Source organism: Arenibacter nanhaiticus, from assembly GCF_900141935.1.
GTDB lineage: Bacteria > Bacteroidota > Bacteroidia > Flavobacteriales > Flavobacteriaceae > Arenibacter > Arenibacter nanhaiticus.
Map to the genome: position 1 here is coordinate 103,668 of NZ_FQYX01000004.1, position 12,303 is coordinate 115,970.

The following is a 12,303-nucleotide window of genomic DNA, read 5'->3' on the forward strand; positions in this document are numbered from 1 at the left end:
TAAGCATTATTCAACAGTTCTTAACATATTATTAGTGGAAATTGTTGTTTAAAATTGTAGCTTTGGACTACAACAATATTTAACCTTAAAAAGATACTATTATGGCTTTTGATTTACCTAATTTACCATATGCTTACGATGCGCTAGAACCACATGTTGATGCTAGAACAATGGAAATTCACCATTCAAAACATCACAATGGATATACTACCAACTTAAACAACGCAATTCAAGGGAGCGATTTGGCAAATAAGTCTATTGAAGATATTTTAACGAACCTAGACATGTCTAATGCCGCTGTACGAAACAATGGTGGTGGTTTTTACAACCATAGCTTGTTTTGGGAAGTAATGTCTCCAAACGGTGGAGGAACTCCAACAGGAGCCTTGGCAACCGCTATTGATGCCGCTTTTGGTTCTTTTGAGGCTTTTAAAGATGCCTTTTCTAAAGCTGCTGCAACAAGATTTGGCTCTGGTTGGGCTTGGTTGTGTGTTCAAAAAGGTGGGAAAGTAGAAGTTTGTTCTACCGCTAACCAAGACAACCCATTGATGCCAGAAACAGGATGTGGTGGGTTTCCTATCCTAGGATTGGATGTTTGGGAGCACGCTTACTACTTGCATTACCAAAACAGAAGACCAGATTATATCAACGCATTTTTTAAGGTTGTTAACTGGGAAAAAGTTTCGGCCCTGTACGAAGCAAACAAATAAGAAGTCTTTATTTTAAAGCGTAACATTACCTTAATTTTGGTAATGGTCATACGTAAAACCTCTCGATCTTTTCGGGAGGTTTTTTTGTTTGCCGTAAATAGAAAAAGGTGGAGAAATCTCCACCTTTTTCATCCCAAATCTTACCATAAACTTAACCTACTTATGCTATGGCATGACTAAAATACTTTGATTGTGAGAATAATCAAAAGAAAATCAGGAAAATTATGTTTAAATTAATATTTAAGGAGAAGGTTGTTTTAAGGTCTATAAGGAATTTAATTATAAAGTACTGTATTTAAGGTGTTAAGGAGTCGTTTTAAGGAGGTTTGTTTTTTATGAATATAGAAAATAATTGTTTTATGTAACGGAATTCTGACTAATTAGGTTCTTTTCATAGCTTAAATGGCGATGACGGCCATTGCGCTGCCATGGGAAATATCTAGGGCTGCCAACATTTGGTTTGGGCGGTATACTGCTGTTTTAGAAAGAATCTAAGGGGGTGTTAAAATTAAAAAGGCAGAGCTGTGCTCTGCCTTTTTCCCCAAATCTTACCATTAACTTAACCTACTTATGCTATGGTCCTCCAAAAGTAACGCAAAGGGTCTTTGTGGGGAATACTTTTAGTTGAATGTCGTTGATAATTGGTTGAAATGCTTTTTTAGGAATATTATGTAGGGCATTAAAGGATTAAGATAGCATTTGGAGGGTATTCTTGGTTAAATTTAATCAGATCGATCCTCTTTTGGGTGTTTGGGCGTTCCCTCCTTCGTCGGGCGGGCTTTTGGCTATATCCCTTGCTCCGCTACGGGGATGCCGCCGCTATCCCTAACGCGGCATTCAATAATCAATTAGCAATGTGCCTATATGAGAAAGGGCATAAGAACTACGTATATTGGCTATGCCTTCATATATGTATACACTTTCAAAGTCGGAAGACTTTGAGGAGTTGGTTATTATTTACGCTTCACCCTTTACTGCTAACTTTTTTTTATTGCTAACTACTTAATATTCATTGTAAACCGGCTATTGTCAAGGCCAACGCACCAGCTGGCCCCTCCTTGTAAATGCAGATCGATGCATTTTTTGTTAGGACCTATTGTTAATTGAAATTTTCCTATTCACTCCTTCTCTCTGCTAGCACTCCAATACATATTTATACATTCTTTGTTCTTTTCTCCCTTTTCTTTTATCCAATCTCCATGCCTGAATAGCATTAGCCACTTTTAAGCATTGTTTATTGCGAATGGAAAATGTCTACTGCCATGGCCAACGAACCAGCTGGCCCCTTACTCCAAATGCAAATCGTTGCATTTTCCGTGCGGTCCTTTTGAAGCGGATCCTTTTTTAGCAGCTTGGTCTGGCTAAAAAAGATACAGCGGAAAGAGCGGCCCGATTGGGGAACGCCCAGCTACTATTAGTGCCTTAGGGATCGATCATAAAAATCGGAAAATAAAAAAGGCAGAGCTGTGCTCTGCCTTTTTTGCCCCAAATCTTACCATAAACTTAATCTACTTATTCTATGGTGACACTAAGGTAGTGGCAACGTGTAGGTTTATGTTAATAAAGACGGTAATATGTATATATCAACGATAAATAACCACGGAATTGTGTAGTTTATCGATAAAATATATTAGTAAGCGCGTTCGTTTTTGCCTTCATAAAAATTGATAAAAGCTCTGTTGACCACTCGGTTACCCCCTGCTGTTGGGTAGTCTCCGGTGAAATACCAGTCTCCTAAATTCTTAGGACAGGCTTCGTGTAAATTCTCTACCGTTTGGTAAATGATCTTAACTTCGGCCTTAATATCTGCAGGACTTAATAATTCACCAATTTTCTCCGAAATTTCTTCAGGAGTAAATGGCGCATAAAAGTCTTTTACATGGTTTACGATGTCCTTGTCCAGCATGTTAACCTGCGTAAGACATTTTTGATAAATCTCTTCAACAATGTGCATGGTGTTCCTGTCTTGGTGTAGGGCCAATGCTGCTTTAAAAGCAACAAAATCTTCCAATTTGGCCATATCTATACCGTAACAATCTGGATAACGTATTTGTGGTGCCGAAGAAACAACGATAATTTTCTTAGGTAATAAGCGGTCTAATATTCTTAGAATACTTTTCTTAAGGGTGGTACCCCTAACGATACTGTCATCGATGATGACCAAGTTATCGTCTTTTTTCACAGAACCATAAGAAACGTCGTATACGTGGGCCACTAAATCGTCCCTGCTGCTATCTTGGGTAATGAAAGTTCTGAGCTTTGCATCCTTAATAGCTACCTTTTCTATACGTGGGCGAACCTCTAGTATTTCGTGCAGTTCTGCTGCAGTGATTTCTCTACCGATAGAAAGAATTTGTTCTTCTTTCTTTTTGTTCATATAGTTCTGAGCAGCTATCACCATCCCGTAAAAGGAAGTCTCCGCGGTATTTGGGATATAAGAAAAAACAGTGTTTTTAATATCCTCGTCTATGGAGTCTAGAATTTGTGGAAAAAGTAATTTCCCCAACTGCTTGCGCTCTTGGTATATTTCTTTGTCACTACCTCTAGAAAAATAAATACGTTCAAAAGAACACGCCTTTCTTTCTGTCGGCTCAATTATTTTCTTAAACTTAACGGTACCGTCCTTTTTAATGATAATAGCATGTCCTGGATCTAGTTCCTTCACCTCCTCAAAGGGAACGTTAAAAACGGTCTGTATAGCAGGTCTTTCAGACGCTACCACTGCAATTTCATCATCTTGGTAGTAGTATGCAGGTCTTATTCCGGCCGGATCCCTCAGTACAAAGGCATCTCCATGCCCCAAAAGTCCGGCCATGGCATACCCACCGTCGAAGTTTTTTCCGGCTCTTTTTAAAATTTTACCAACATTTAACCGGTCGGCAATAAGCGGAGAAGCTTCTCTTTTGCTATATCCTTCCTTTTTAATGTCCTTGTAAAGCTTGGCTACGGCGTCATCTAAAAAATGACCTATTTTTTCCATTACCGTAATGGTATCTGCCTTTTCTTTAGGATGCTGTCCCAATTGAACAAGGTTGTCAAAAAGTTCATTAACATTGGTCATGTTAAAGTTACCTGCAACGATAAGGTTTCTGTGCATCCAGTTGTTCTGTCTAAGGAAAGGGTGAACGCTTTCGATGCTGTTTTTTCCAAATGTCCCGTACCTAACATGTCCTAAAAGAACTTCTCCAATGTACGGAATATGCTTTTTTTGTTTGGCAACATCATCTGCATATTCCGGATTCTCTTTCATGGAAGAATTGATCCGATCGTTTATTTGGGCAAAAATGTCCTGTATCGGTTGCTGATCTATGGATCGGACCCTACTCATGTAGCGTTCTCCAGGATCCATGTCTAGCTTTATACTTGCAAATCCAGCACCATCCTGACCACGGTTGTGCTGTTTTTCCATCATTAGGTACATTTTATTTACCCCGTAAAAGGCTGTACCGTACTTTTCTTTATAATATTCTAACGGTTTTAATAACCGAATTAAAGAAATCCCACATTCGTGCTTAATGGCGTCGCTCATTGTCTGATTTAAAATTAAAATGCCCCGTGATTACAGGGCATGTTTTTATTGTAGTTCTATGTCAAATTGAGTTAACTCCTTAAATTGGAGCAATCTTTCGTTTGCCTCGTTTTTTTGTAAATCTTTCATTCGTTCGGTTCCAAAACGTTCTACACAAAATGAAGCTAAATTTGAACCGTGAATAACGGCGCGCTTTAAGTTGTTAAAACTGATGTTTTCCGTTTCCGTCAAATAGCCTGCAAATCCACCGGCAAAAGAGTCCCCTGCTCCCGTAGGATCAAAGACTTCTTCTAAAGGTAGGGCGGGAGCAAAAAATACTTCCGTTTTATGAAACAAAAGAGCTCCGTGTTCGCCTTTTTTGATCACAACATATTTTGGACCCAATTGCTGAATTTTTTCTGCAGCTTTTACCAAAGAATATTCGTTGGTCAGCTGTCTTGCCTCTTCATCGTTAATGGTAATCACATCTATATGTGCTATTACCTCCATAAGTTCTGGTAAAGCATTGTCCATCCAAAAGTTCATAGTATCCAATACTATTAGTTTTGGTCGTTTTGCCATCTGATTTATTACACTCATTTGTGTGCTTGGGTGTAAATTTCCCAACATCACTACGTCTGCGTCCTTAAAATCTTCTGGAACTGCCGGTGAAAAATCGGCCAACACATTCAATTCCGTCACTAGGGTGTCCCTAGAATTTAAATCGTTGTGATATTTGCCTTTCCAATAAAAACTTTTACCTCCTTTAACCACCTCCAAAGACGAAACATTTATGTTTTTGTTGGTGAACAAGTCCATATGTTCTTGCGGGAAATCATCTCCAACAACTGATACAATGGCAGATTTTATATTGAATTGTGAAGCGGCTAGGCTAATATAGGTCGCTGCGCCACCTAGAATTTTATCCGTTTTTCCAAAAGGAGTTTCGATAGCATCAAAGGCAACGGTACCTACAATTAATAGTTTACCCATTAAGTTTAAAAATTTGCTGCAAATATACGATTTTGAACTACTAATTCCATGAGAATTAGAAGTTCAAAATTCATAAAAATATATTAATAGTTATTTTCGTCCAAAATCAGCCGGAATTTCTCCCCAGGCTTTTGTTTCCCATTTTACGATGGTAGTGGTGTATGTATTGTTGTTAAGCCATGCTGTTGCCCGCCGCACCAATTCAAAAACATCCTTGTTTTGCTCGGTTTCTTGTAAGAGGGAATTGCATTTCTTTTTGCGCACCCAACTCATGGCGGTTCTAGAATCGGTATATAGAATACGATTGCTCTGGTGTTTTTTTAAAAAAGCCAATCCGTGGACCAGGGCTAAAAACTCTCCTATATTATTGGTACCCTGTTTAAATGGTCCTTGTCTAAAGAGTTCTTTTTTGGTTTTAGTATCTACACCTCTATATTCCATGATCCCCGGATTACCACTAGAAGCGGCATCTACGGCAATAGAATTGTAATTTGGAGCTCCTATTTTTAAAAGTTGTTCCTTAGACAGGGTAGACCCGGTCGATTTTTTGCCTTTAAAGTCGTCATAATTGCCGTCAAAGGCCTTTTTTGCCTCTTCTAGGGTAAGAAAAGATTTGTATTGGGCACCTTTATATTCTGAAATGGCGGCCTTGCACTCCTTCCAACTGCGATAAATGCCAGGAGACTTGCCTTTCCAAACCGTATAGAATTTTGATTTTTTGGACATTAATGCTCAAATAATAGATTTTCGATGACCTTAGGGAAATGTTTGTATTCCAATGCGTGTATTTTTTCGGCAATTGTATCGGGGGTGTCCTGAGGGGCTAAGGCTACCGTAGCTTGTTTAATAATAGTGCCCTCATCGTAATGTTCGTTTACATAATGTATAGTGATACCGGTTTCGGTTTCCGCATTTTCCTTTACTGCCTTGTGAATATTCATGCCATACATACCCTTGCCACCGTATTTGGGGAGTAATGCCGGATGAATATTGACAATTTGATCCGGGAAAGCCTTAATCAGGTTTTCGGGCACCTTCCATAGAAAACCAGCCAATACTATAAGGTCTGGCTTCATTGCTTTTAAAACATCCAAAACGGCTTCAGATTCATAGAACGAATGTCTATTAAAGTAAAAAGCGCTCACATGGAGACGGCTGCAGCGGTCAAAAACCTTGGCATCTTTCTTATTTGATAAGACACAAGCGATATGAACTTGAGGATTGTCTTTAAAATGATGAATGATATTTTCAACATTGGAACCAGAGCCGGATGCGAATAGAACAATACGTTTCATGAGGGATTTAGAGCTTGAAAATGAAAATTATTTTGGGCAAAATTAATACTCTTGTGTTTAATTTTATTAATTTAGGACACATTTCGAAGACAAATGGTGTTATTATACTAAAGTTTTTTATTTTTGCCATCAATTTAAATTTTTAAAACAGAAATTATTATGTCAGACATTGCATCAAGAGTAAAAGCTATCATCGTAGATAAATTGGGTGTTGATGAGAACGAAGTTGTTACTGAAGCTAGCTTTACTAACGACCTAGGAGCGGATTCATTGGATACTGTTGAGTTGATAATGGAGTTCGAAAAAGAATTCGACATTCAGATTCCAGACGATCAAGCAGAGAACATTGCAACAGTTGGTCAAGCTATAAGCTATATCGAAGAAGCCAAGTAATTTTATGATTTCTTGTACAAGTTTCAAAATTATCCATGCGGTAACAGTGCCACATGGATAATTTTTTTTAATTTACACTTAACTTAATAAGTAAACAAAAATTTCAGTTCAATGCAGTTAAAGCGAGTTGTAGTTACTGGTCTTGGGGCGTTAACGCCCATTGGCAATAATATATCGGAATATTGGGAAGGCTTAAAGAACGGAAAAAGTGGTGCTGCTCCTATCACTTATTACGATGCTGAGAAGTTCAAAGTAAAGTTTGCCTGTGAATTAAAGAACTATAATCCAGAAGATTATTTTGACAGAAAAGAGGCACGTAAACTTGATAGGTTTGCACAATATGCCCTTATTTCTTCGGATGAAGCCATAAAGGATTCAGGATTGGATTTAGATAAAATAGACAAATTCCGAACCGGTGTAATTTGGGGAGCTGGTATTGGTGGTTTAGAAACTTTCCAGAACGAAGTATTGAATTTCGCTGCTGGAGATGGAACGCCAAGGTTCAACCCTTTCTTTATACCTAAAATGATCGCAGATATTGCACCTGGGAACATTTCTATAAAATATGGTTTTATGGGACCTAATTATACAACGGTTTCTGCCTGTGCTTCTTCTGCCAATGCCATGATCGATGCCTTAAATACAATTCGTTTGGGGACTTGTGATGTGGTAGTTACTGGAGGTAGTGAAGCAGCCGTTACCATAGCAGGTATGGGTGGTTTTGGAGCCATGCATGCCCTTTCTACACGAAATGAGAGTCCGGAAACTGCATCGAGACCTTTTGATGCTACCCGTGATGGATTTGTACTAGGGGAAGGCGCTGGAGCCTTGATCCTGGAAGAATATGAGCACGCCAAAGCAAGAGGCGCTAAGATTTATGCCGAAATAGTCGGTGGTGGACTATCGAGTGATGCCTACCATATGACAGCACCACATCCGGAAGGAATTGGGGTGGTTCGCGTAATGGAAAACTGTTTAAGGGATGCTGGATTAAAACCAGAAGATGTAGATGCTATCAATACACACGGAACTTCTACGCCTTTGGGCGATGTTGCCGAGTTAATTGCCATTTCTAAAGTTTTTGGAGACCATGCACCTAACATCAATATCAACTCTACCAAGTCCATGACAGGTCACTTGTTAGGGGCAGCAGGAGCTATTGAAGCAATTGCTTCTATCTTGGCTATGGAACACAGTCTGGTACCACCGACTATTAACCATGCTACGGTAGATGATAAAATTGATCCATCTTTTAACCTTACCCTTAATAAAGCCCAAAAAAGAGAAGTAAACGTTGCCTTGAGCAATACTTTTGGTTTCGGAGGACATAATGCATGTGTGATTTTCAAAAAATTAAGCTAATTCAAAAGATGAAGTTTCCTGCCAATTTATTTAATTCCCATTCTAATAAGGATGGGGATTTTTTTTTGGGTATGAAATCAATCCTTGGGTTTAAGCCCAAAAACTTAGATATTTATAAAAGGGCATTCGTTCACAGATCGGTCAATAGGAAAGATAAATTGGGCAACCCGATGAATTACGAACGATTGGAGTTCCTGGGCGATTCTATGTTGGGGACCATTATTTCTAAATACCTATATGGGAAGGTTCCCGAAGGCGATGAAGGGTATTTAACCAAAATGCGGTCTAAAATCGTGAGTAGAGAGCATTTGAACGAATTGGGAAAAGATCTGAATCTGATCCATTATGTCGAAAGCAGAATTCCAAAAGAACGCTTCGGTGAAAATATTCATGGGAATGTTTTTGAAGCTTTGGTTGGCGCCATATACTTGGATAGAGGCTATGCGTTTTGTGAAAAATTCATCAACAAAAAGGTCATTGGCCCCTATGTAGATATAGAACAATTGGAAGGTAGGGTCATTAGCTATAAAAGCCTAGTGATAGAATGGTGTCAGAAGAAGAAGAAATCCTTCCAATACGACGTGTATGATGATACTGGTAACGATGCTGTAAAGCACTTTGCGGTGAAATTGTCCATAGGAAACAATGTTGTGGCAAAAGCAAGGGCAACCTCGAAGAAGAAGGCCGAAGAAATTGCATCTAAAAGAGCATATTATGCACTACAGGATAAAATCAACAAGGCTTAATTGTTAAAAGTAATGAAACTCTAACGTTTTCGTAGTATTATCTAAATTTTTGCGCTGGCAGGAAGTAGGCTAATTTCGTTATTAACCTTATATTTACCCCTTTCACGGAAGGTATGGCAGCGATATACAAAATTTCGGAAGACTTTTATGAGGATACTTTTACTTTAATCGCCTTGCACAGTAGTTTAGAAGACTATGCATTGGTCTATGCCTTAAACCGTTGTTTGAAATCAAATTTAAAAAGAACTAAATTCGATCTAGAGATAGCCAAGAGTGGTTATTTTCCTATTTTTGAGTGGCGAGATCAAGTAAACGACCGATATTATACACTTATTAGCAACATAGGTATCAAGGAACAAGAATTGGTGATGGGCGACCTATTTCAGAGTCAACCCTCCTATTCAACGCCTGTTTTGATACCCGAATATAGAGAAGTCGACTACTTTTTTAAAGTAGAGCACGACGAACCGGATGCAGAAGAAGTGATTTTCAAATCCGTGTTGTCCATTCCAAGGGTTATTACTGCCTACAGCTTGGACGCGAACAAACTAAAATCTAAAAACAATTTAATTTTTTAATAAAATGCCAACGACAAAAAAGACAAAAATAGTAGCTACTCTAGGGCCAGCTACTAGTAAGAAAAGTGTTCTTAAGGAGATGATGCAGGCTGGAGTAGATGTCTTTAGGATAAACTTTTCCCATGCCGATTATAAGGACGTGGCCGAGCGTATCCAAATGATACGTGAACTAAATGAGGAATTAGGGATTAACACTTCTATTCTTGCAGATTTACAAGGTCCAAAACTTAGAGTCGGTGTCATGGCCGGGGAAGTGGTCGTAGCCCCTGGTGATGAGATAACTTTTGTAACCGGAAAGCCTTTTGAAGGTACTGCCGAAAAGGTATATATGAACTATACCAATTTTCCACAGGATGTGCAGGCAGGAGAACGTATTCTTTTGGATGACGGAAAATTGATGTTCGAGGTGCTTTCCACCAATAAAAAAGATCAGGTAAAGGCTAAGGTAATCCAAGGAGGACCTTTAAAGTCTAAAAAAGGGGTGAACCTTCCTAATACGAATATATCCTTGCCAGCCTTGACTAAAAAGGATGTTGAGGATGCTATTTTTGCGATTTCTCAAAATGTAGATTGGATAGCACTTTCTTTCGTAAGATTCAGTCAGGATCTAATAGATCTTCAGAATATTATCAAAGAACATTCAGAGCACAAGATTCCGATCATTGCTAAAATAGAAAAACCGGAAGCAGTAGAAAACATCGATAAGATTGTAGCTTACTGCGATGGTTTAATGGTGGCTAGGGGCGATTTAGGAGTGGAAGTTCCTGCACATGAAGTACCTTTGATCCAGAAACAATTAGTATTAAGAGCTAAAAAAGCTAGGATTCCAGTGATCATCGCTACCCAAATGATGGAAACGATGATTACTAGCCTTACTCCAACCCGTGCCGAGGTAAACGATGTTGCCAACTCGGTGATGGACGGTGCTGATGCAGTAATGCTTTCTGGTGAAACTTCTGTTGGGAACTACCCAGTGCAAGTAATCGAGAAAATGAGCAGCATTTTAAGGAGCGTAGAAAATTCTGAACTTATTAAAGTGCCATTAGCGCCACCACAAATTAGAACCAATAGATATATTACCAAATCGGTATGTTATCACGCTGCTATAATGGCCAATGAAATTAAGGCTAAGGGTATTTCAACACTTACCAATAGTGGATACACGGCCTTCCAAATCTCGGCTTGGAGACCAAAGGCACATATTTTGGTATTTACTTCTAACAGAAGAATTTTAACGCAGTTGAACCTTCTTTGGGGAGTTAAAGCATTTTATTACGACAAGTTTGTATCTACAGACGAAACCATAGAAGATGTAAACAGAATGGCATGTGAAAAAGGCTTCTTGGAAGTAGGCGATATGCTAATTAGTTTGGCCGCAATGCCTATAAAAGATAAGGGGATGGTAAATACCCTAAGAGTTTCTGAAATAGGAGCTACTGACTTTTAAGCCATCTCAAAATTTCTAATAAAGCCTTGTAGGGAACAGCTCCTTGCAAGGCTTTTTTTATTTCCCTAGACAAGGAAACTCAAATGCTTTCCCGCAGTAATTACCTCCCCACAACCTTATCTTCCTGATATTGATACGGATGTATGGCCCCGTGATGCTAAAAATCGAGTTTTAACTGAATGCTGATGGTTTTTTTACCGGAAGCAGCTTTCTTGTCGGTATTTAAATTGGAGAGGGAAATCCCTAATAAACGCACAGAATTCCCCATTTTTTCTTGGTAAAGGAGTTCTTTGGCCGTTTCTAGGATAAGGCTTTTTTCGGCTATGAAATAAGGCAGGGTCTTGCTTCGGGTCTGTTGCGAGAAATCACTGTACTTAATTTTTAAGGTCACCGTTTTTCCGGCTATGGTCGATTTTTTAAGGCGCTTCTCTAGTTCAAAGGCTATGTTTTCTAGCTTTTTCAACATAAAAATTTCACTGCTTAAATTTTCGTCAAAAGTACGTTCGGCCCCTATCGATTTTGGAATCCTATTGGGTTTCACTTCACTGGTATGGATGCCACGGACCACTTGATAATAATAGGCACCACTTTTTCCGAAGTGCTCGGTTAAAAATTCGGTAGATTTTCCCTTGAGATCCTTTCCCGTAAAAATACCCAATTGGTACATTTTTTCGGCCGTCACTTTTCCTACCCCATAGAATTTCCTAATGTCCAAATTCTCTAAAAACGGCAGTACTTCCTCCGGATTTACCGTTTTCTGGCCGTTGGGCTTGTTGTAATCACTGGCAACCTTGGCGATAAATTTGTTGATGGATATCCCTGCCGATGCCGTTAAGCCCACTTCCTTAAAAATACGATCCCTTATTTCTTCGGCGATCTGCGAGGCCGAAGGGTTGCCTTTTTTGTTCGTGGTAACATCTAAATAGGCTTCATCCAAGGACAGGGGCTCTACCAGGTCGGTATATTCGTAAAAAATAGCCCTTATTTTAAGGGAGATTTCCTTGTAGCGGTCAAAGCGTGGCTTCACAAAAATAAGGTCGGGACATAGTTTTTTGGCCAAAGCACCACTGATGGCACTTCGGATACCATATTTACGGGCCTCATAACTCGCGGCAGCAACCACACCACGCTTTTCAGAGCCTCCCACGGCTACCGGTTTTTCTTTTAGGCCTGGATTGTCCATTTGCTCTACGGATGCGTAAAAGGCGTCCATATCGACGTGGATAATTTTTCGTAAAGGAAAATCCATTTTCATGCCGTAAATTTATAAC

At 39.2% G+C, this 12,303-nt stretch carries 11 protein-coding genes; 6 read left to right on the forward strand and 5 right to left on the reverse strand.

Translation table 11 applies throughout. The features are described 5' to 3' along the window. Positions 1–101: 101 nt before the first annotated feature. Positions 102–710, forward strand: a complete 609-nt coding sequence (locus tag BUA16_RS03865) for a superoxide dismutase (RefSeq protein ID WP_072763327.1) — start codon at positions 102–104, stop codon at positions 708–710. Between the two features lie 1,630 nt (positions 711–2,340). Here BUA16_RS03865 and BUA16_RS03870 read toward each other — a convergent pair. From BUA16_RS03870 to purN, 4 genes are all read right to left on the reverse strand, one after another. Beyond that, entirely contained in the window at positions 2,341–4,239 is a 1,899-nt protein-coding gene (locus BUA16_RS03870) for an amidophosphoribosyltransferase (RefSeq protein WP_072763328.1), read from the reverse strand. Between the two features lie 45 nt (positions 4,240–4,284). Beyond that, the gene (locus BUA16_RS03875) at positions 4,285–5,211 is read right to left on the reverse strand and encodes a PfkB family carbohydrate kinase (protein WP_072763329.1); all 927 of its coding nucleotides are present in this window, start codon (positions 5,209–5,211) and stop codon (positions 4,285–4,287) included. Positions 5,212–5,301: 90 nt separating this feature from the next. Further along, positions 5,302–5,937, reverse strand: a complete 636-nt coding sequence (locus BUA16_RS03880; RefSeq protein ID WP_072763330.1) for a ribonuclease H1 domain-containing protein — start codon at positions 5,935–5,937, stop codon at positions 5,302–5,304. Next, positions 5,937–6,506: a phosphoribosylglycinamide formyltransferase gene (purN, locus tag BUA16_RS03885; protein ID WP_072763331.1), complete on the reverse strand. Its 570-nt coding sequence runs from the start codon at positions 6,504–6,506 to the stop codon at positions 5,937–5,939. The genes BUA16_RS03880 and purN overlap by 1 nt, the downstream gene beginning before the upstream one ends. A gap of 159 nt (positions 6,507–6,665) precedes the next feature. Between purN and BUA16_RS03890 the strand changes: the two genes are divergently transcribed. From BUA16_RS03890 to pyk, 5 genes are all read left to right on the forward strand, one after another. Further along, positions 6,666–6,899, forward strand: coding sequence for an acyl carrier protein (locus BUA16_RS03890; RefSeq protein ID WP_008269813.1), 234 nt, complete (start codon positions 6,666–6,668; stop codon positions 6,897–6,899). 111 nt (positions 6,900–7,010) lie between these two features. Then, entirely contained in the window at positions 7,011–8,261 is a 1,251-nt protein-coding gene (gene fabF, locus BUA16_RS03895; protein WP_072763332.1) for a beta-ketoacyl-ACP synthase II, read from the forward strand. A gap of 8 nt (positions 8,262–8,269) precedes the next feature. Next, the gene (rnc, locus tag BUA16_RS03900; RefSeq protein WP_072763430.1) at positions 8,270–9,007 is read left to right on the forward strand and encodes a ribonuclease III; all 738 of its coding nucleotides are present in this window, start codon (positions 8,270–8,272) and stop codon (positions 9,005–9,007) included. Between the two features lie 113 nt (positions 9,008–9,120). Next, positions 9,121–9,585, forward strand: a complete 465-nt coding sequence (locus tag BUA16_RS03905) for an IPExxxVDY family protein (RefSeq protein ID WP_072763333.1) — start codon at positions 9,121–9,123, stop codon at positions 9,583–9,585. A gap of 4 nt (positions 9,586–9,589) precedes the next feature. Continuing rightward, positions 9,590–11,032 carry a pyruvate kinase gene (gene pyk / locus BUA16_RS03910; protein WP_072763334.1) on the forward strand — a complete coding sequence of 481 codons (1,443 nt, stop codon included), beginning with the start codon at positions 9,590–9,592 and terminating at the stop codon, positions 11,030–11,032. Positions 11,033–11,189: 157 nt separating this feature from the next. Here the strand turns inward: pyk and dinB are convergent, their stop codons facing one another. Continuing rightward, complete coding sequence (dinB, locus tag BUA16_RS03915) at positions 11,190–12,287, reverse strand: DNA polymerase IV (protein WP_072763335.1); 1,098 nt, start codon at positions 12,285–12,287, stop codon at positions 11,190–11,192. Between the last annotated feature and the right edge of the window lie 16 nt (positions 12,288–12,303).

Bases quoted from the DNA above. Each gene is read 5' to 3' on its own strand.
- purN (WP_072763331.1), bottom strand. From the start codon at position 6,506: ATGAAACGTATTGTTCTATTCGCATCCGGCTCTGGTTCCAATGTTGAA.
- rnc (WP_072763430.1), top strand. From the start codon at position 8,270: ATGAAGTTTCCTGCCAATTTATTTAATTCCCATTCTAATAAGGATGGG.
- BUA16_RS03875 (WP_072763329.1), bottom strand. From the start codon at position 5,211: ATGGGTAAACTATTAATTGTAGGTACCGTTGCCTTTGATGCTATCGAA.
- pyk (WP_072763334.1), top strand. From the start codon at position 9,590: ATGCCAACGACAAAAAAGACAAAAATAGTAGCTACTCTAGGGCCAGCT.
- dinB (WP_072763335.1), bottom strand. From the start codon at position 12,287: ATGAAAATGGATTTTCCTTTACGAAAAATTATCCACGTCGATATGGAC.
- BUA16_RS03905 (WP_072763333.1), top strand. From the start codon at position 9,121: ATGGCAGCGATATACAAAATTTCGGAAGACTTTTATGAGGATACTTTT.
- BUA16_RS03880 (WP_072763330.1), bottom strand. From the start codon at position 5,937: ATGTCCAAAAAATCAAAATTCTATACGGTTTGGAAAGGCAAGTCTCCT.
- BUA16_RS03865 (WP_072763327.1), top strand. From the start codon at position 102: ATGGCTTTTGATTTACCTAATTTACCATATGCTTACGATGCGCTAGAA.
- BUA16_RS03870 (WP_072763328.1), bottom strand. From the start codon at position 4,239: ATGAGCGACGCCATTAAGCACGAATGTGGGATTTCTTTAATTCGGTTA.
- BUA16_RS03890 (WP_008269813.1), top strand. From the start codon at position 6,666: ATGTCAGACATTGCATCAAGAGTAAAAGCTATCATCGTAGATAAATTG.
- fabF (WP_072763332.1), top strand. From the start codon at position 7,011: ATGCAGTTAAAGCGAGTTGTAGTTACTGGTCTTGGGGCGTTAACGCCC.